This is a genomic window from Collinsella aerofaciens ATCC 25986 (assembly GCF_964239575.1).
Classification (GTDB): Bacteria; Actinomycetota; Coriobacteriia; order Coriobacteriales; family Coriobacteriaceae; genus Collinsella; species Collinsella aerofaciens_BQ.
The window spans coordinates 1-19,483 of record NZ_CAXSQQ010000011.1; the positions used below are offsets into that span (position 1 = coordinate 1).

Genomic DNA, 19,483 nt, shown 5'->3' on the forward strand with positions numbered 1-19,483 from the left:
GGCGTTCCTGGCCCGCCGCGGCTACGTCTACGGAGGCACGACGCCGGCCGGCAACCCCCGGAGGTACTGGACGTACGGCTTCCTCAGGTGGCTCGACGGCATACGCCCCGCCGACGACGGCGGCATCCGGGCGCTCGCGGCGCTGAGGAACGAGGTCGAGGCGGCCGACGAGACGAGGGAGGCCGTCCTCGCCGAATACAGGGCCGCCGTCGCGGCGGGCCCCCTCTCGGCCGAGGTCGAGGCGCTCCAGTCCATCAAGGGGTGCGGGTTCGTGCTCGCCGCCGCCTTCGCGTCCGAGGTCGGCGACTTCTCGAGGTTCCGTTCCGGAAGGCAGGTCACGGCCTATTTCGGCCTCGCGCCGAGTCAGAGGTCGAGTGGCGACTCCGTGCGACTCGGCGGAATCAGCGGTGCGGGCAACGCGCTCGTGAGGAGGCTGGCGGTCGAGGGGTCCTGGCGCTACGCCCAGGCCGGGCACCAGCCCAAGCTGATGCCCAAGGGCTCCGGAGTCCCGCTCGAGGTGAGGATGCACGGGAGGAAGGGGTCCGAGCGCCTGCTCCGGCGACGCGAGGAGATGCTCGCCAGGGGCATGCCCCAGGCGAAGGCGAACGCCGCCACCGCCGCCGAGCTCGTGAGGTGGCTGTGGGCCCTCGGCATGATGTGCCGGGAGGCCGGCGAATAGACATAGCCCCCGTCCCGGCGAGCCGGGCAGCCTTCGGGGATACCCCCGTTCTCGCTGTGCGCGCGGCGGTCGCCGCATTCGCGTCGACAGACTTGGGGAACCCCCGCCGAAGGAGAGGATTGCGGGCCGCCGGAGCGGTATCCGCGGATATGAGACTGAGCCGAAGGCGTCGATGACATGCCGGGGGCGGACCGGGACGGGTTCAACGGCAGGCCCCGCCGACCGATTGCAAGCGGTCGGCGGGGCCATTGCGGCTCTTGACAGCGGATTGGGTCATATGAGCGAGCGGGTCGCATTTGTGACAAGGTGACGTGAAACAAAAGGGCGCTGACCTTCTGGTCGCGCCCTTGAAGTTGAACGTCAGATTGTCCAAATGCGGCCCGCGCAGCGTCGAGCAGTTACGGCGTTTGGTAAAACGCCGTAACTAACGTGCTCCGTACTGCTCGTAGTAGGCATCGATGGCGGCCTTGAGCTCGTCGTCGATGACAACCTTGCCGTCGATCTCGTGGTTATAGAGGGTCTCGACGACCTCGGCCATGGAGACGATGCTCGCGACGGGGAAGCCGTACTTGGCCTCGATCTCCTTCTGGGCGGTGGTCACACCGCCCTTGCCGACCTCCATGCGGTTGAGGGACACGATCAGGCCCTTGATCTCGACATCGGCAGCAGCCTTGACCTTGGGATAGGTCTCGTCGATGGACTTACCGCTGGTGGTGACGTCCTCGACCATGACCACGCGGTCGCCGTCCTGGGGCTCATAGCCCAGCAGGTTACCCTTGTCGGCACCGTGGTCCTTGGCCTCCTTGCGGTCGCAGCAGTACTTGACCTCCTTGCCGTACAGCTCGTGGTAGGCAATTGCGGTCACGACGGCCAGCGGAATACCCTTGTAGGCCGGTCCAAACAGCACATCAAAGTCGTCGCCAAAGTTATCGTGGATGGCTTGGGCGTAATACTCGCCCAGCTTCTTGAGCTGATAGCCCGTCACGTAAGCGCCGGCGTTCATAAAGAACGGGGACTGACGGCCGCTCTTGAGCGTAAAGCTGCCGAACTTAAGGACGTCGGACTCGACCATAAACTTGATGAACTCTTGCTTGTAAGCCTCCATGCGGGCTCCTCTCGTAATCGCGTACGTGCCTTCCAGTTTAGCGCAGGCGAAGCGTAGATGCGGGCGCGCTTTGGGGCCACGGCATTCTGTAAAGGCTTTGTCAGGGGGAATGGTTTTCCGAACAATGGGGTTGACATGTCAAACCCCCTCATCAAGAATACGGGCGGATTAAAAAGGGGTACGAGATACCCAAAGCGCGCTGCGCTCAGCCTTTAGGAGGTGTGCCATGGAAGGCAGTCCTAGTCGAAAAACCTGCATGTCGCCCTCGGCACGCCGCGAGGACTCCGCACACGCATAAACGCCACCGGCAGATCGCCAAAACCACCGCAAAGGCGCGCTGCACCCTTTGTGGGCTCAAGAGCTTGACGTGAGCGACATCTAGGTTTTTTGAAGCAAATACGACACGTACGCTAACTCCCCTCAACAAGGAGGACCCTATGCTGATGCTCAAAACCGTCACGGTACTCGAAGCCATCTCCAAGCGCCGCCGCACGGCGCGCCCTGCCGCTCATACCGGCCTGTCCAAGAACACCATATTCGCCGCCACCCATAGTGCCGAGGACGCCCTCGTACTGCTTGACGCCACGGCAAACGGCCTCACCGTCGAGCAGGCAACTGAGCGCCTGAACGCCGCCGGCCCCAACACCATCGAGGCAACGACCAAAACGCTCGCCCGCCGCATCGCCGACGCGTTCATCGATCCCTTCGCCGGCATCCTCGCCGCGCTCGCACTGGTCTCGCTCTACATCGACGTGCTCGCCGTGCCCGAACCGCAGCGCGACCCCTCCACGGTCATCGTCATCGGCACCATGCTGCTGGTATCGGGCGGCATGAAGTTTATCCAGGAAGCCCGCAGCGGCAATGCGGCCGAGGCCCTCAAGGACCTGGTCTCCAACACTTGCACCGCCCTGCGCGACGGCGAGCGCATCGAGATCCCCTTCGACGAGCTCGTCCCCGGCGATGTAATCCGTCTCTCTGCCGGCGATATGGTGCCAGCAGACGCCCGCATCATCACCGCGCGCGACCTGTTTGTGATCGAGTCCGCACTCACCGGCGAGAGCGGGGCCGTCGAGAAGACCACCGCCACCACCGTCGTCGAGGGCGCCGACGGCTCCGCACTGCCACTCTCTGCCTGCAAGAACATCGTCTTTACCGGCACCTCCGTGCAAAACGGCGCCGCCATGGCGCTTGTCGTTGCCACCGGCTCGGACACCTACCTGGGCGGCATCGCCAAGATGCTCAACGGGCGCGGCGAAAAAAGCGCGTTTGACCGCGGCGTCTCGAGCGTCTCCATGCTGCTGGTGCGCCTGATGCTCGTTATGGCGCCGGCCGTCTTTGCCATCAACGCCGCCACCAAGGGCAACGTCATCGACGCGCTGCTGTTCGCCACGAGCGTGGCCGTGGGCATCACGCCGCAGATGCTTCCCGTCATCGTGACCACGAGCCTGTCGCAGGGCGCCAAGGACCTCGCCCGTCGCCAGGTTATCGTCAAGGAGCTGCCGGCGATTCAAAACCTCGGAGCGATGGACGTCCTGTGCTGCGACAAGACCGGCACCCTCACCGAAGACCGCATCGTGCTCGAGCGCTACCTCAACACCGATGGCAGCGAGGACGCGCGCGTGCTGCGCCATGCGTTTTTGAACAGCTTCTTCCAGACCGGCCTCAAAAATCTTATCGACCTGGCCGTAATCGACCGTGCCGATGTGACACCCTCGACCGTCGCACCCGATTCCATGCTGGGCCAGAGCCTGCGCGACCGCTACACCAAGGTCGACGAGGTTCCCTTCGATTTCTCGCGCCGTCGCCTGAGCGTAGTTGTCGCCGACGCCCAAGGCAAAACCCAGATGGTTACCAAGGGCGCTGCCGAGGAAATGCTCGAGATCTGCTCCTTTGTCGAGATCGATGGCATCGCTCAGCCGCTCACCGACGAGAAGCTCGCCCAGATTCGCAAGCAGATCGCCGGACTTAACGCCGAGGGCCTACGCGTAATTGCCGTGGCGCAGAAGACCAATCCGCGCTGCGTGGGCGAGTTTGGCATCGCCGACGAGTGCGACATGGTGCTGATGGGCTTTTTGGCCTTCCTCGATCCGCCCAAAGCAAGTGCCGCGGGCGCCGTCGCCACCCTCGAGGCCAAGGGCGTGGCGGTCAAGGTCCTAACCGGCGACAACGACCGCGTCGCCGCCACCGTCTGCGAGCAGATTGGTATCGATGCGAGCAACGTCTTGCTCGGCTCCGAGATCGATACGCTCGATGACGCCGAACTTGCCGAGCGCGCCGAGAAAACCCACCTCTTCGCCAAGCTCTCGCCGCTGCAGAAGGCGCGCCTGGTACGTGTCATGCGCGAGATGCTCGACCACACCGTGGGCTTTATGGGCGACGGCATCAACGACGCCGCCGCCATGCGTGCGAGCGATTGCGGCATCTCGGTCGATTCGGCCGTCGATATTGCCAAGGAATCCGCCGATATCATCTTGCTTCAGAAGGACCTGGGCGTGCTCGAGCGCGGCATCATCGAAGGCCGCCGCACTTACGGCAACCTGCTCAGGTACCTCAAGACCACGGTGAGCTCCAACTTTGGCAACGTGCTGTCCGTGACCGTCGCGAGCCTGTTCTTGCCGTTTTTGCCCATGAGCGCCCTGCAGCTGGTACTGCTGTCGCTGGTCTACGAGATCGTGTGCATCGCACTGCCGTGGGACACCGTCGATGACGCCTGGACTGCCCGCCCGCGTGCCTGGGACGCCGCGTCCATCAAGGGCTTTATGCTCGAGCTGGGCCCCGTGAGCTCGCTGTTTGACATCGTGACCTTCGCCGCGCTCTTCTTTGTCGTGTGCCCCGCCGCCGTGGACGCAAGCTGGTCCGAGCTTGCCGCCGCGGGCGACGTCGCGGGTATGGCGACCTTTGCTGCGCTCTTCCAGAGCGGCTGGTTTGTCGAGTCCATGTGGTCGCAGACACTCGTGGTCCACATGCTGCGCTCCCCGCATCTGCCGAGCCCGCGCGACCACGCCGCGCCCGCATTGTGCGTTCTTACCGTGCTGGGCCTGGCGCTCGTCACCTGGCTGCCGGCAAGCCCCATCGCCGATGCACTGGGCCTCATGCCGCTGCCCACGAGCTTTTTTGGGCTGCTCATTGGCATCGTTACCGCCTATATCGCGCTCACCCAGCTGGCAAAGCGCCGCTACATTGCCCGCCACGGCGAGCTGCTGTAGCAAGTAGACGGAAAACACCCTGCCAGCTGCCGTTGCCACTACCACAGCTGCCAACGCCGCTGCCGTTGCCTCTGCCGCCGCCGCAGTCTATCCCCCCAGCAGTTGCGGTGAAATAGTTCCTGTTTAAAGCCCCGTGACTTTAATTTAGGGACTATTCCACCGCAACTTATTGGGGGATTAGCTAGTCTTGAGGCGTCCAGGACCAGTAGAAGTTGATAAGGGCCACGCGCGAGGCGGTGACGGTCTTTTTGTTGATTGAGGAAATGTGACGGTAGAGCGTGGAGCGCGAGAGGAAGAGCGTCGTGGCGATGTCCTGAACGCTCTGGTCCGAAACGACCAAGGCCTCAAGAATATCGCGCTCGCGCTCTGTAAGCCCAAAGGTGGCGACGAAGGCATCGAGGCGTTCATCGGACGTGAGCTCCGCTGCCTCCACGGGCTCGGGGTCGGAGCATGTGGGCGCAAGATCCCCACCAAGATCGTCGGTGGCAAGCGGCAGGCCATCCTGCATCACGGCATCATCGGCTCGTTGCCCCAACTGCCCCAGCAGCGTAATCGCAATGCCCACAAACATCACGAGCGCCGCACCGACCGCAGCCAGCACATTTTGACTCGAGATAATCGCCACTGCCGGCGCCGTCACGAACATCGAGCACACGTTGTTGACGACGCGACCCATGCACGGCCAAAAATATGACCAGCGCGCATAGAGCGAGACGGCGGCATATTTTGTGGTAAAGAACACCACGAAAAAGCCCGAGCCCAGATAAAAGATGATCGTGGCAGCAAGCTCGTTGCCGCCATTGCCATCGACGATGAGCACAAAGAACGAAAGCGTGGACAGTATGGCGGCACACGTCATGCCGATATTCATATACGAGCGGCCGTGCAGGTCAAATAGTGCGCCAGCGACCAACGAGCTCACGACAAGCAGCAGGCGCGGCCAATCGCCCAAATCGACGGCTCCGACAGCATGCAGGGTCGTGAAGCCCGCGTTGAGAGCGGCGAATACGCTGGAAAGATACGCCGTCGCCACGGTCAGGCGAACTACGGCGCGACGGAATGCCGCCTTTGCCTCGGGATCGTCATGCCACTTGGCGCCATATTCCAGAGCATCTACCGAAAGCCCGGCAGCACTGGGTTCAAAGTTGGGATCGGACTCGTCGCGCAGCTTGGCGCGTCGGGCACCGTGGAGCAACGCCACCTGCGCGATCGCACAGACGACCAGAACAGCCTGCTGAGGAATGCCGACAGGCATCACCATGTGGTTGAGAACCTGCACCAGAACGCCCATGGCGTAAGAAAGTGCGGCGGCGCGCGCCAAGCAGGGCGTTCGCGCAAAGCGCCTCGCAAAATTTGCATGAGCAGTCGATCCGCAGTAGCCCAGCGCGCAGCACGCCACCAAACCGCCGGCAATTACCACCTCAACCTGAACCGCCATAATCAACAGCAGCAATGCCGCCACCAGCAAAACGCCCGTGACGTCACTCGTTGCGTCGATAACATGGGGACGGCGATAGTACAGAATGGGACGCACAAAAAAGCCAATCACGCTCGCGCCGATGACAAGGCTCTCATAAATAACGACCTCGTTCGGAGACACGAACTCGGCCATGCGCACATCAAAAAGATACTCGCACGCCAAAACGTGAAGAAGAACAGCGCCAGGCATATAATCTCCCGAATGCCCCGACGCAAATATGCGTTTGTGTCTCCCATGCCCCTCATGGTTAACCCCCAGCCGCTCAATTGTCTGGAAATCTATTTTAATAAAGAACCAGTCTCAATATCGAAGCCAGGCTCGAAATGTTGCCAATTCGACCCCAGCCGTCCACATCACGCCGCGATTTTGAGCCGCATGGACCAGAAGGGACGCGCGCGATCTCTAGCTCGGCCAGGAGTGTCCCCAACTACCACTCATTTAAGTACGTCCCCAATGAGTGGCCGAAGAGTGTCCCCGGCGTCCAATCAAAAAATGGGCCATGTGTCCCAGTTGTGGAGACTCCTTGAGCCGTCTGGGTATCGCGAAGGATCGCGCACTCCCCCATCATCAAAAGTGACACACGCTACCAGTTGATGGGAGGCAGCCATGGGCTTCTTTGACAAGATGTTCGAGAAGAAAGAGTGCGCGATTTGCGGTACCGAGCTGGGACTTCTAGGTAAGACAAAAATCAATGAAGGCTACCTGTGCAAAGAGTGCGCCGGCAAGCTCTCCCCCTACTTTCACGGCTATCGCTCCAGCACCGCGGACGATATCCGTGAGCAACTCGCCTACCGCGAGGCCAACGCCGAGCGCCTGTCTTCGTTCAACCCCACGCGCACGCTTTCTGCCGGGCGCACCAATATTATGCTCGATGAGGACGCGGGCCTGCTGATCATCACTTCGCAGAGCCGCTGGCGCGACGCCAATCCCGACATCATCGAGTTCTCGCAGGTACTCGGCTGCGATATGGATATCGACGAGCATCGCACCGAGATCTATCGCGAGACCAAGGACGGCGAGCGCGAGAGCTACAACCCGCCGCGCTACGACCTGGATTACGACTTTAATCTGACCATCCACGTCAACACGCCGTACTTCACCGAGATCAACCTGCGCGTGAACGACTCCACCATCGATCAGCGCGGCTCCATCGAATACCGCGAGGCCAAGCGCCAGGCAACCGAGGTCCGCGACGCCCTGGTGCAGCTGCGCCAGGAGACGCGCGACAGCGTCGTGGCCGCCAAGGCTCCCAAGACCGCGGTGACCTGCCTCTTCTGCGGAGCCACCACCATTCCCGATGCCAGTGGGCGCTGCGAATACTGCGGCGGCGCCATCGGCGCATAGCCCCCGGCAGCGAAAGGACCGATCATGGCCTTCGAGAGCGTTAACTATCAGTGCCCTGCGTGTGGCGGCCCCCTTCACTTTGCCAGTACCGAGCAAAAGCTCGTCTGTGACTACTGCGATTCTCGTTTTGAAGTCGAAGAAGTCGAGGCCCTCTATCGCGAGCGCCAGGACAAGGCAGATGCCAAAGCCGATGCAGCAGCCGCAACGCCCAAGCCCGTCGCCGACGACGCGGTGCAGGAGCTCGCCCAAAACGCTGGCTACATCTGCTCGTCGTGCGGCGCCGAGCTCGTGTCCGACGGCACCGTCGCCGTCACCACCTGCCCGTACTGCGGCAACTCCGCCGTGGCACCCGGCCAGCTCTCGGGCGACTTCTCACCCGACCTGGTGATTCCGTTTAAGCTCGGGCGCGACGATGTCATGGCCGCGCTCAAAGACCACTACAAGGGCAAAATCCTGCTGCCCAAGAGCTTTGTCACCGGCAACCATATCGACGAAGTCCAAGGCGTTTACGTGCCGTTTTGGCTTTACGGCGCCCGCGTGGACGGCGAGGTGTGCTTTGATGCGACCAACGAGACCGTAACCGAGGAATCCGACCGCACCGTCACGACCACCGACCACTACGATGCCTACCGCAAGGGAAACATCTCGTTTAAGCGCGTGCCCGTCGACGGATCGTCCAAGATGCCCGACGGCCACATGGACGCCATCGAGCCGTTTGACTACGACGCGCTGCGCCCGTTCTCGGTCGCCTATATGCCCGGCTACATCGCCAACCGCTATGACGAGGATTGCGAAACCTGCAAGGCGCGCGCCGAGCGCCGCATGGAGGAGAGCACGATCTCGGCCCTGCGCGAGACCGTCGTCGACGAGTACGACGACGCCACGGTCGAAAGCAAGCAGCTCGACTACACCTGGGAAGACAGCGACTATGCCCTGTTCCCCGTGTGGATGCTCTCCACCTCGTGGAACGGCAAGAGTTACCTGTTTGCCATGAACGGCCAGACCGGTCGCATGGTCGGCGAGCTCCCCTGCTCCAAGCCCAAGCTCGCCATCGCCTCGGTGCTGTTCTTTGTGATCGGGTTTGTCCTCTCCCAGATCCTCTTTATGGGAGAGAACGCCTTCAATCCGGATTACCTCACCTTTGATATCGAGGGTATCCTCATCAACATCGTCGCGCCGCTAATCATCGTGATCATCGCAGACGTGCTGCTGGTGGGCCAGCTCAAGACGGCCAACGAGGCCACCCACGCCGATTGCTACTGCGGCGAGCTCGACCTGACCGAGAAGCACGACACCTTCAGCCACACCGAGACCACCGTTGTCATGAAGGACAACAAGGACGATTAGCCATTCTGACCAATACCACCCGGCCTTTGACGAGAAAGGAAGATCACCATGGGACTCTTGAAAGCTGGATTGGGCGCTGCCGGCGGCGTCATGGCCGACCAGTGGAAGGAATTTATCTATTGCGAATCGATGCCCGCTGACGTCTTGGCCTGCAAGGGCAGCAAGCGCACCGGCGGTCGCAGTTCCAACACGCGCGGCGAGGACAACGTTATTTCCAACGGCTCCGTCATCGCCGTCAACGACGGCCAGGGCATGCTCGTGGTGCAAAACGGCAAGATCATCGAGGTCGCGCTGGAGCCTGGCGAGTTTGTCTTTGACACCGGCAGCGAGCCGAGCGTCTTTAGCGGCAACCTGGGCGACTCCATCAAGGAGACGTTCGCCAATATCGGCAGCCGCTTTACCTTTGGCGGCGACGCAGGCAAGGACCAGCGCGTCTACTTCATCAACACCAAGGAGATCGTCGGTAACAAGTACGGCACCGCCTCGCCCGTGCCTTTCCGCGTGGTCGATAACAACATTGGCCTGGACGTCGACATCTCCGTTCGCTGCAACGGCGAGTATTCGTACCGTATCACCAACCCGCTGCTGTTCTACACCAACGTGTGCGGCAACGTGACCGATAGCTACACGCGCGATAAGATCGACAGCCAGCTTAAGTCCGAGCTGCTCACCGCTCTGCAGCCCGCTTTTGCCAAGATCTCGGAAATGGGCATTCGCTACAGCGCTATTCCCGGCCACACCACCGAACTCGCCCGCGCGCTCAACGAGGTCCTCTCGGCCGACTGGCGCGACCTACGTGGCGTCGAGATCGTGAGCTTTGGCGTCAACTCCATCGCCGCCTCGCAAGAAGACGAGCAGATGATCAAGGACCTGCAGAAGGCCGCAGTCATGCGCGATCCCACCATGGCAGCCGCCAACATCGCCAGCGCCCAGAGCGACGCGATGCGCGCGGCAGCGGCCAACCCCAACGGCGCGATGGCAGGCTTTATGGGCATGGGCATGGCAGGTGGCATGGGCGGCATGAACGCTAGCCAGCTGTTTGCCGCCGGCCAGGCACAGCAGCAGGCTGCCCCGCAGCCGTCTCCGGCTCCCGCCCCCGCACCGGCACCCGCTGCCGCACCTGTGGCCGGCGCATGGACCTGCAGCTGCGGCGCCACCAACACCGGCAAGTTCTGCTCCGAGTGCGGCAGCCCCGCACCCGCCCCGGCACCGGCCAAGTGGTTCTGCCCCAACTGCGGCAGCGAAAACGGCGGCAAGTTCTGCAGCAACTGCGGAACGCCCAGGCCCTAACCCCTCTATCTGGTAATTGGCGGGGGATCCGCCACCCCCGCATTTGCTTCTATGGGTTTCGTTCGATAAAGGAGGACACCATGAAGACAACGTTCAAAAAGTCCGCGCTCGCATTCCTGACATGTATCTTGGCGCTCGCCTTTGCCCTGACGGGCTGCAGCGGCGGCGGCAAAGACCCCAAGGCCAACTTCGTCGGCAGCTGGCAGTACTCGGGTGGAACCTTGGACGGCGAAGAGCTCACCGATGAGTACATGGATATGCTCAAGGAGTGGGGCCTCAACTGTATCCTGATCCTCGACGAAGACGGCACGGGCGTCCTCGACATGTTCCTTGAGGTCGCCGACCTGAAATGGGAGGCCAAGGACGCCACCACCGTAACGATTACCGCCGAAGATGAGTCGCACGACCTGAAGCTCAAGGACGACAAGCTCGTCCTGGAGGTGGACGGCGACAAGCTTATCTTTACGAAGTCCGACAAGGATCTGTCCGGTACGGTGAAGAAGGATCGCGAGAACGCCGAGAAGGAAGAAGAGATCGATGAGGCCGTCGAAGACGACGACGTCCAGAGCATCGAAATCTCCCCCGCCGTCACCGTCGCCGATGACGACCTGTGCACCATCACCATCACCGAGAAGTTCAAGGACGACTGGGGCGACATCGGCTTTGTCGTCAACATCACCAACAAGAGCGACAAGGACCTGACCTTCTACGCTCCTTCCGGCAAGACCAACGTCAACGGCACCATGAAGGAACCCTGGTTCTCGGCTCACCTGATGCCCGGCACCAACGCCACCGAGGAATTCACGTTCTCGAACGGCGAGCTTGACAGCCTTGACGACCTCGTCAATACGACCATCGGCATCGACGCCTACCTGACCGATTCCTACGAGGACGTCGCCTCTTACACCGCAACCATCGCGTAACGGCAGACACCGACAGCCGCGGATTGGCGGACACATCCGCGCACATGCCAGACGGGGCCGCAGGAGTTGATCCTGCGGCCCCGCCGCTTTATGCCGATGCGTAACGAGTGCTAGCGCTCCATGTTGGGAACGATGCTGCCCTCCGTTACTGCGCGCACGGCCAAGCGCATGATGTTGTCGTAGCCGGTCTTATTGAGAATCTCCGAGATGCGGCGTTTGATGGTGCCCTCGCTCATAAACAGCTCGGCCGCGATCTCGCGGCGGCTTTTACCCTCGCAGGCAAGGCGCAAGATCGACAGCTCGACATCGTCGAGGGCCGCCGTACCCGAAAAAATACTCTCGGGCGGCTTGGGAAACGTGCAATAGCCCGCCAGCGTGGAGCGCATCACGGCGAACAACTCGTCGATACCGACGTTCTTGTACACAAAGCTATCGACGCCCGCCTCGCGGGCCTGATCGACAAAGGTGATCTCGGGCATGCCGGTCATGATAATGACGCGGCACTCGGGCAGTTGTTCTTTAATGCGCGCCGCCGCCACGATGCCGTTGGAATCATGCTCGGTGCATACGTCCATCAGTATCATGTCCGGGCGCTCCTTGAGCGCGACACCCAAGGCCTCGGAAGCATCGGCAATGGCGGAAACAACGGTCATATCGGGCTGGTCGCCAACGGAACGCGCCAGGCTCTCGCGCAGGATGGCCTGGTCTTCGACTATAAGGACGCGGATCATGAGCTTCTCCTTTGAGCTGTGGCGCTGGCGTTGAGCGGGATGGACACCGCAAGCGTAAAGGGCGGGGCGGCATGGATTTCCAGGCAGCCGCCCAGATCTTGCGCGACATGCCTCATACCTGGGATACCCGTTCCCTCGCGATACGATACGGGTGCAGGCGCGCCGTCGTTAGAAACGGTCATCCGCGCAACAGCGCTGTCTTCCGACGTCTCCCGCCACAGGCGCACATGGACCCGATGGGCCTGTGCATGCTTGGTGGCATTGGTCGAGGCCTCACGGATAATCTGCAAAAATGCGGCGGCGACACGCGCGTCCTCAGGCAGCGCACCCTCAACATCGATCTGCACACTCACCAGGCCAAAAGCATGGACGATATCACCCAGCTGCTCTGCAGGCTCGCTGGCACCGCCACTGCGCAAATCGGCGGCAATTGAGCGCAGCAGCGGGTCGATCTGCTCGAGCGACTCGTCATCCAGGCGCCCCTCCTCCAGATAACGATGGAGGATGGACAGGCGCTGCCCGATCACGTCGTGCACGCGAGCGCGCATACGCAGATAGGCCGCATTGTCAGCAACTTTTTTGACTTCTTCGATCTGGGCTTGGAGCTCTTGGCCCGCAAGCTCAAGCAGGTGGTTGGCTTGCGCTAGGCGATCATGAGCATGCGCATACTCTGTTACATCCAGGCCGATAATGCGCTCAAAGAGGCGGCCCGAAACCACAACGTCATCGTGCACAAACAAGCGAATCTCGGCGGGAGAAACCTCGACCACCGCCCGCGCCTCACCAAAGCGGTCCAGATTAATCCGCACACGGTTCTGGCTGCTTTCGGGCATTTGCATGCTGAGTTTGCGCAGGCCGTTCCATGTACCGCTCATATCGCCTAGGTCGGTGGGCATATGAAGCTCCACCAGGTTTTTGCGCATGCAGCGGTTCATGAGCAGCGGACGGCCCCTCGGGTCCAGATACAGGATGCCCACGGGAATCACGTTGATGGTCTCGATCGTCGAGAACATGGTGATATCCTCCTGGCGGTTGCGGACATCCATCAAGAGCGCCGCGATGGAACGGAACAGGAAGAACGCTCCCTCTGCGATAAGGACAACGGTCCACGCCGAGCCCATGGCAAAAACCGCCGGCGGTGTAACGGTGACAACAAGCAGCAGCTCGACCAGCATGACGGGGCGACGATAGCGCACCATAAGCACCACGCCGTAGGCAAAGATCACGGCATTGAGCCACAACGCTCCGCCCATTGCCCTGGCGCAAACGTCAAGCGGCGCCACCAGATATGAGCCAGACGACGCGAACAAGATGAGCGCCGAAATAACTAGGTGAAGCACAAGGCTCGCCTCGTAGGCACAAATCACCTTACGGTTATAGGACGAGCGGCGCGATGCGATGAGCGGGACGTGGATAGTCTGCAGACACGCAGCCAGGGCAAAGACAACATCGAGCGCAACGATTTGGGGAAGAATGAGCGAAATCTGCATCGTCACTCACCCGCCCTCGGCATCAAGACGATCATGCGCATCTGGCCGGGCTCGCCCTCAAGGCGGTATGCCACGTTGCGCCCTTGCAGAGCGCTATCGAGCTCTTGCGCAGCGGGCGTCTGCGAAAGATCTGCATCATCGTTGGAAAAAAGCGTGGCGCGTAGCTCGACACTGCATCGGTCATGGTCGCCCAAGTGATACATAAGCGCCGGATGGTCGGTGGTGTAGGCAAAAAACGCAAAGTCATACACGCAGTCGTACAGGGCGCTTACCGTACTGGCGTGCATCGGGCGCCGTATGGCGATAATCGAGGCGCAATCGATATCGATGGTGCGCAGGTCGCTTGCGAGCTCGTTGGCAATGAGCTGAATGCGGTCGCGATCAAAACCGCTCTCCCCGTGCTGTGCCAACGTGAGCGACCCCTTGCGCTTGCAATAGGCGACGAGCATCTTGGCGCGCTGCAGCATGCGGTAACGTTCGTGCGAAGACGATTCATCGGTCAACGGCGGCAGCGAGCTCAGCAGGTCGTACATCCCTTCGAGCGCGCGGGCAAGCGCCTGGTCCACGTCTTGGACCAGCAAGGTCTCGGCCTCTTGGTCTGCCAGGTGCGTCTTAAGGTCGTAGTCGGCGGCGAGCAGCTCATTTTGACGCTGCAGCTCCATACGACGATGTGCCAGTTCACGGTTAAGCTCGTTGAGATCCGACACGTCTTGGGCAAGCAGGGCCGATCCGCCCAGCAGTGGAAAGGCACGGTACATCACATCGGGATTGGACTTCACGGCAAAGGCATGGGCATGCCCGTGTTCCTGGGCTCGCAGCTCTTCGCACACGCCCGCCGGCATTGGCTTTGACACCGGCGTGGCATAGACCTCCTGCAGGTCGCGCGTTAGAACTTTGAGGTCAAGCGGCAAGGTGTCGAAGATGCCGGCGATGTCGTGATATGACGGAATGACACCGCAATCGAGACAGATTTCCATCGCCACCACGCACAAGACGCAATAGATGAGCGAAAAGTTGAGCCTCCATGCCCAGGGCACGCGCAACGCATATGAGATGGCAAAGAACGCGCCGCCCAGCAGCACGAGCGCCGCCGTGCCCGAGAAACGTTGGATGCGAAAGGACGAGGACCGGCCCACCAGGATAAAAAAGGCCACAAAGTTAAAGGCCGTCCACACGAGGACGGCGAAATAACCCCAGCCGTACGTGTAATCGTTGCTCCAGGTGTCGCTTGTACGGTCAAAGTGGAAGACCTGCTGGTGAAAATCGTTGGTGAGAACAAATCCGATAAGCAGGATAGCCACAATCCACAGCGCAGCACAGTAGCGGCGACCCAGGCGGTGTTGCTCCAGGCCCGCAAGGCGCAAACCACACAACTGGTAGAGCAGCGGAATGAGCGTCATGGGCACGTAGTACAGGTACCACAGCACGGTGGCATAGAACGGCGTGAACGACTTGTACTTGAGAATGACTTCGATCATCCACAGGGCGCAGATGGTGGCGACGGCAACAAGGCGGCGGCGCAGCACATAGTCCAAACAGCGCAGATAGACCGATACGCCCCAGATCGAAAATGCAATTGCGGCAACAAGCAACGGCAGAGAGCTCGAATGGACGAGCGCATCCACGACCTCTTCGGACACCTCGCTATAGGCGGGCACGGCGTTAGAAAGTTTGGGGTCGAAGGCGAACAGCGCCGGCAAGACTGCCAAAAGCATGAGGAACATCGCGGTGATGACACCGGCGATAGCAAAGACGCGGTGGCGGTACACCTGATGTGTTATGCCAACAAGGAATCGCGGCATGGCGAAGAGCCTGCCGCCCCTGGGATCCGCCACGGGTGCGGATCGGGCGGCCGCGTTGCCGATATGTCGCTCGCGGGTACCCATAGTGCTTTTAGTGTACCGACAGATGGGTCGAAAAAGCGGGCCGCATGTCCCAAAATCCGCAGACGGCAAGGCGCCCGGCGAGCATTAACTACTCGCCGGGCGCCTTGGTTAGGAGACTCTGAAGTTGAGTGTCTCAGCTTCCTTAGGAAAGGTCCTCACCATTAGAAGCAATAACTTTCTTGTACCAGTCGAAGCTCTTCTTTTTGGAACGCTTGAGGGTACCGTTGCCGGCGTCGTCGCGATCCACATAGATAAAGCCGTAGCGCTTGGACATCTCGCCCGTACCGGCGGATACCAGGTCGATCGGGCCCCAGGTGGTGTAGCCCAGCAGGTCAACGCCGTCCTCGGTCACCGCATCGCGCATCGCGGCGATATGCTGGCGCAGGTAGTCGATACGGTAGTCGTCGTTGATGGAACCATCCTCCTCGACAACATCCTTGGCGCCCAGGCCGTTCTCAACCACAAACAGCGGCTTCTGATAACGGTCGTACAGGTCGTTGAGCGTAATGCGGAAGCCCAGTGGATCGATGGCCCAGCCCCACTGGCTCTCCTGCAGGTAGGGGTTCTTGGCGCCGGCGAAGGCGTTACCCTGGGTGCGCTCGACATCGGGGTTATTGGCACCGGCGGAGCAACGGGTGCTGTAATAGCTAAAGCTGATGAAGTCGACGGTGTTAGTGGCCAGGATCTCGCGGTCCTCGTCCGTCATGCCCACATCGATGCCTAGACGCTCGAGCTTCTTGACGGCATAGGCCGGGCAGTAGCCACGGCTCTGAACGTCGACGAAGAAGTAGTTGTCCTGATTGTCGAGCTGCGCCTGGCGCACATCGCCCGGGCGGCAGCTGTAGGGGTAGTAGCTACCTGCGGCGAGCATGCAGCCGATCTTGACCTCGGGGTCGATCTCGTGGGCAATCTTGGTTGCCCAAGCGCTGGCGACGAGCTCGTTGTGGGCGGCCAGGTACTCGACGGCCTCCTTGTTCTCGCCTTCCTCAAAGACCAGACCGGCACCCATAAACGGCAGGTGCAGAATCATATTGATCTCGTTGAAGGTAAGCCAGTACTTCACCAGGCCCTTGTAGCGGGTGAAGATCGTGGTCGCGAGGTTCTTGTAGAAGTCGATGAGCTTGCGGTTGCGCCAGCCGCCGTACTCCTTGATGAGGTGAATCGGGCAGTCGAAGTGCGTGATGGTCACGAGTGGCTCGATGCCGTGCGCCTGACACTCGCGGAACACGTCCTCGTAGAAGGCCAGGCCAGCCTCGTTGGGCTCGGTCTCGTCGCCGTTGGGGAAGATGCGGGTCCACGCCAGGCTCATGCGGAAGGTCTTAAAGCCCATCTCGGCAAAGAGGGCGATGTCCTCCTTGTAATGGTGATAGAAATCGATGCTGGTCTGCGCGGGATAGTAATAGCCGTCCTCGAAGTCGAGCATTTTACGCTGGCCGGAGACCACCGCATAGCGCTCGGGGCCGTGCGGAGCCACGTCCACGTTGGCAAGGCCGCGGCCGTCCACGTTATAGGCGCCCTCGCACTGGTTGGCAGCTGTCGCGCCGCCCCACAGGAAGTCATTGCGGAAAGCCATGTATCAATCCCTTCGCACGCTGTTGTCATAGGCTCAGTATCCCTGCAAACAACGCGTCGCTCAACGGCAACGGCACGGGCCGATACTTCTTTTCGCACACGGCGGCCCAGCAGCCGCCCCGTCTGACACTTTTTGATACCCGCCCGCCCAATCCACCACAAAGGGGACAGGCACCTTTGTGGTGGTTGGGGGCGGTTTGTCTCGATCTGTAACGGCTAGGCCGTCAAAACCGGGCCCGGTGTTACAGATCGAGATCTTTCGGGCAGCCCCTGCAGTTTGTCTAAATCTGTAACAGGTAGAGACGATTTAGCCCGCTAGATGTTACAGATCGAGACAGAAGATTCTAGTCGCAGGCGATGTCGAGGTTTTGCCGACGAGGCCTACGTAACCGCCTTCGCTCAGCAATTCATTTGACTGAATAGGAAAGAAAGGAAAAAATAGGAAAAAAAGGAAAGGAGACTTATGACTGAAACCATCTTCTCCCCCTCATTTGGAAATCGCCCGTCCTATCTGGTGGGTCGCGGGAACGTGATTTCGACATTCATCTCCGGTCTTGAGCAGGAGCCGGGCAATCGAGACCGAGCCATGCTCATGCTCGGCCAGCGAGGCAGCGGCAAGACGGTTCTTCTGTGGGAACTTGCCGACCGCGCACGCAAGCTCGGTTTTGTTGTCGCCACACCCACCGTAGCCTCCGAAGATATGCTTGAGCGCATTGTTGAAAAAATCCAAGAAGCAGGCGAGCCTTATGTCAGCAAGCGTCATCTCCCCAAACTTTCTGGCGGTAGCTTGAGCGTCTTCGGCTTCTCAGCCGGTCTCGAGTTCACACGCGATGTGCAGGAGACCAAGAGTTTCCAGTTCAAACTCACGCAGCTGGCGCGCAAGCTGACCGAGCAGGGGCACGGCATCCTCATCCTTATCGATGAGCTCCAAGCTAATTCACCTGAGATTAGACAGCTCGTCACCGCCTATCAAGAGCTGGTCGGTGAGGGACTCAACGTCGCGCTTGTTATGGCAGGTCTCCCGGGAGCCGTCTGTGCAACGCTCAATGACCGCGTGCTGACATTTCTCAACCGCGCTCGCAAGGTCACGCTCGAACCGCTTTCAGTCGGAGATGTCGATGCCTATTATCAGCGGGCTTTCGAAGAGCTCGACCTTGATATTCCAGGCGATCTTCGCCTCCGTGCCGCTCGCGCAACCCAAGGCTCGCCCTATATGCTGCAGCTCATCGGCTATAACATCGGCAATCGCTGCAAGACAGGAGAACACGTAACGCCAGAGCAAGTCGACGGAGCTATCGAAGCGTCAAAAGCCGATTTCGAAAACGATGTTTGTGAAACGACGCTCGCCGCGCTATCGGACCAAGACGTCGCGTTTCTCGACGCAATGACTGATGACGAAGACGCCGTTTCGCGCATTTCCGATGTAGCGAAACGTATGTCAGTCACACCCGACTATGCGCAAAAGTATCGCCGGCGCCTCATCGACGCCGGCGTAATCGAACAGGCGCGCCGCGGTTACGTGCGTTTCGCCGTTCCATATATGGCTGACTATCTGCGCAGCCAACTCTAGGCAGCCACCACAAAGGGGACAGGCACCTTTGTGGCGGCTTGGGCCCGGTTTGTCTCGATCTGTAACAGGTAGAGACGATTTAGCCCGCTAGATGTTACAGATCGAGACAGAAGATTCTAGTCGCAGGCGATGTCGAGGTTTTTGCCGATGAGGCCTACGTAGCCGCCCTCGGCTGCCTTGGGGCTGTCAGCATGGCAGAGAACCCACTTGTCGGCCTTCCAGTAGCAGTAGCTGTCACCGGTGGCAGGCATGTCGGTTGCGGCCTCGGGGCGCGGGCCGTTGGTGCCCGCCGGCAGCGCCACCATCACCTGGAAGCCGCCTTCGTCGACCATGCACGGCGTGTAGTGCAGCGTGGTGTTGAAGACCTCAACAAGCGTACCGGCCGGTACACGGAACGCCTTGACGCACGCGGTGTCGAGCTTGCCGTCCTCGATCTCCCAGCGATGCGCCACGAGCAGGATAAAATCGCGTGCACCCAGGTTGAACTCGCTGGCGCGGTGATACTCCAGGCAGTTGAGCTGCGTGTTGTGGCCGTTGCACCAGCCGAGCTGGAAGGGACGGCCGCCAAACATGAGAAAGCCCAGTTTATCGGCATCTTTGACGCCCTCGAGCTCCGGCGCGCTTGCTACGTACTTGCTGCCCTCGGGAATGGGCGTGGCTGAGAGCGCCTCGAGCACGGGCGACGTGAGCTCGGACGGAACGTCATCCCAAACGTTGCCATAGGATTTGAACTCGGGATCGTTGACAGAGTAGATATGCATGTTCACTCCTGTTCGTAAATGTGACTATACGAACATTCTAGAACAAACATAAGCGATTTTAAACACTCGTCCCGACCACTCAGCAAAAAGGCGCCCAAT

The 19,483-nt window shown here is 60.6% G+C and carries 14 protein-coding genes; 7 read left to right on the forward strand and 7 right to left on the reverse strand.

The annotated features are described in order from the left end of the window. The coding region (locus ACESUZ_RS06545) for a transposase (RefSeq protein WP_373199132.1) at positions 1–679 on the forward strand (679 nt) is incomplete at its 5' end. A 424-nt stretch (positions 680–1,103) separates the two neighbouring features. Here the strand turns inward: ACESUZ_RS06545 and pyrE are convergent. Beyond that, positions 1,104–1,784 carry an orotate phosphoribosyltransferase gene (pyrE, locus tag ACESUZ_RS06550; RefSeq protein WP_089573524.1) on the reverse strand — a complete coding sequence of 227 codons (681 nt, stop codon included), beginning with the start codon at positions 1,782–1,784 and terminating at the stop codon, positions 1,104–1,106. A gap of 437 nt (positions 1,785–2,221) precedes the next feature. Between pyrE and mgtA the strand changes: the two genes are divergently transcribed. Next, entirely contained in the window at positions 2,222–4,990 is a 2,769-nt protein-coding gene (gene mgtA / locus ACESUZ_RS06555) for a magnesium-translocating P-type ATPase (protein ID WP_373199134.1), read from the forward strand. A gap of 181 nt (positions 4,991–5,171) precedes the next feature. Here the strand turns inward: mgtA and ACESUZ_RS06560 are convergent, their stop codons facing one another. Then, positions 5,172–6,632 (reverse strand): helix-turn-helix transcriptional regulator, encoded by a 1,461-nt coding sequence (locus ACESUZ_RS06560; RefSeq protein ID WP_373199136.1) that lies wholly within the window; start codon positions 6,630–6,632, stop codon positions 5,172–5,174. A gap of 444 nt (positions 6,633–7,076) precedes the next feature. On the opposite strand from ACESUZ_RS06560, the gene ACESUZ_RS06565 reads away from it, so the two are divergent. The 4 genes from ACESUZ_RS06565 to ACESUZ_RS06580 all read left to right on the forward strand — a co-directional run bounded on the left by ACESUZ_RS06565 (position 7,077) and on the right by ACESUZ_RS06580 (position 11,374). Next, positions 7,077–7,814: a DUF4428 domain-containing protein gene (locus tag ACESUZ_RS06565; RefSeq protein WP_373199138.1), complete on the forward strand. Its 738-nt coding sequence runs from the start codon at positions 7,077–7,079 to the stop codon at positions 7,812–7,814. A 24-nt stretch (positions 7,815–7,838) separates the two neighbouring features. Further along, complete coding sequence (locus ACESUZ_RS06570) at positions 7,839–9,161, forward strand: hypothetical protein (protein WP_373199140.1); 1,323 nt, start codon at positions 7,839–7,841, stop codon at positions 9,159–9,161. A gap of 48 nt (positions 9,162–9,209) precedes the next feature. Continuing rightward, positions 9,210–10,451 (forward strand): SPFH domain-containing protein, encoded by a 1,242-nt coding sequence (locus ACESUZ_RS06575; protein ID WP_373199142.1) that lies wholly within the window; start codon positions 9,210–9,212, stop codon positions 10,449–10,451. 80 nt (positions 10,452–10,531) lie between these two features. Then, positions 10,532–11,374 (forward strand): hypothetical protein, encoded by an 843-nt coding sequence (locus ACESUZ_RS06580; RefSeq protein ID WP_373199144.1) that lies wholly within the window; start codon positions 10,532–10,534, stop codon positions 11,372–11,374. A 110-nt stretch (positions 11,375–11,484) separates the two neighbouring features. Here the strand turns inward: ACESUZ_RS06580 and ACESUZ_RS06585 are convergent, their stop codons facing one another. From ACESUZ_RS06585 to ACESUZ_RS06600, 4 genes are all read right to left on the reverse strand, one after another. Continuing rightward, entirely contained in the window at positions 11,485–12,105 is a 621-nt protein-coding gene (locus tag ACESUZ_RS06585; RefSeq protein ID WP_006236292.1) for a response regulator transcription factor, read from the reverse strand. Then, complete coding sequence (locus ACESUZ_RS06590; RefSeq protein ID WP_373199146.1) at positions 12,102–13,601, reverse strand: sensor histidine kinase; 1,500 nt, start codon at positions 13,599–13,601, stop codon at positions 12,102–12,104. Before ACESUZ_RS06590 ends, ACESUZ_RS06585 begins: the two co-directional genes overlap by 4 nt. Next, positions 13,598–15,481 (reverse strand): histidine kinase N-terminal 7TM domain-containing protein, encoded by a 1,884-nt coding sequence (locus ACESUZ_RS06595; protein ID WP_373199147.1) that lies wholly within the window; start codon positions 15,479–15,481, stop codon positions 13,598–13,600. Before ACESUZ_RS06595 ends, ACESUZ_RS06590 begins: the two co-directional genes overlap by 4 nt. A gap of 142 nt (positions 15,482–15,623) precedes the next feature. Then, the gene (locus ACESUZ_RS06600; RefSeq protein WP_373199149.1) at positions 15,624–17,054 is read right to left on the reverse strand and encodes a 6-phospho-beta-glucosidase; all 1,431 of its coding nucleotides are present in this window, start codon (positions 17,052–17,054) and stop codon (positions 15,624–15,626) included. 462 nt (positions 17,055–17,516) lie between these two features. On the opposite strand from ACESUZ_RS06600, the gene ACESUZ_RS06605 reads away from it, so the two are divergent. Beyond that, on the forward strand, positions 17,517–18,623 hold the full coding sequence (locus ACESUZ_RS06605) for an ATP-binding protein (RefSeq protein ID WP_117848350.1): 1,107 nt from the start codon (positions 17,517–17,519) through the stop codon (positions 18,621–18,623). Positions 18,624–18,739: 116 nt separating this feature from the next. On the opposite strand, the gene ACESUZ_RS06610 is transcribed toward ACESUZ_RS06605, so the two are convergent. Further along, on the reverse strand, positions 18,740–19,384 hold the full coding sequence (locus tag ACESUZ_RS06610; protein WP_373199151.1) for a DUF4867 family protein: 645 nt from the start codon (positions 19,382–19,384) through the stop codon (positions 18,740–18,742). Positions 19,385–19,483: the final 99 nt, after the last annotated feature.

Coding starts and splice junctions, on each gene's coding strand:
- ACESUZ_RS06565 (WP_373199138.1), top strand. CDS start 7,077: ATGGGCTTCTTTGACAAGATGTTCGAGAAGAAAGAGTGCGCGATTTGC.
- ACESUZ_RS06610 (WP_373199151.1), bottom strand. CDS start 19,384: ATGCATATCTACTCTGTCAACGATCCCGAGTTCAAATCCTATGGCAAC.
- ACESUZ_RS06605 (WP_117848350.1), top strand. CDS start 17,517: ATGACTGAAACCATCTTCTCCCCCTCATTTGGAAATCGCCCGTCCTAT.
- ACESUZ_RS06580 (WP_373199144.1), top strand. CDS start 10,532: ATGAAGACAACGTTCAAAAAGTCCGCGCTCGCATTCCTGACATGTATC.
- ACESUZ_RS06595 (WP_373199147.1), bottom strand. CDS start 15,481: ATGGGTACCCGCGAGCGACATATCGGCAACGCGGCCGCCCGATCCGCA.
- pyrE (WP_089573524.1), bottom strand. CDS start 1,784: ATGGAGGCTTACAAGCAAGAGTTCATCAAGTTTATGGTCGAGTCCGAC.
- ACESUZ_RS06585 (WP_006236292.1), bottom strand. CDS start 12,105: ATGATCCGCGTCCTTATAGTCGAAGACCAGGCCATCCTGCGCGAGAGC.
- mgtA (WP_373199134.1), top strand. CDS start 2,222: ATGCTGATGCTCAAAACCGTCACGGTACTCGAAGCCATCTCCAAGCGC.
- ACESUZ_RS06570 (WP_373199140.1), top strand. CDS start 7,839: ATGGCCTTCGAGAGCGTTAACTATCAGTGCCCTGCGTGTGGCGGCCCC.
- ACESUZ_RS06600 (WP_373199149.1), bottom strand. CDS start 17,054: ATGGCTTTCCGCAATGACTTCCTGTGGGGCGGCGCGACAGCTGCCAAC.
- ACESUZ_RS06575 (WP_373199142.1), top strand. CDS start 9,210: ATGGGACTCTTGAAAGCTGGATTGGGCGCTGCCGGCGGCGTCATGGCC.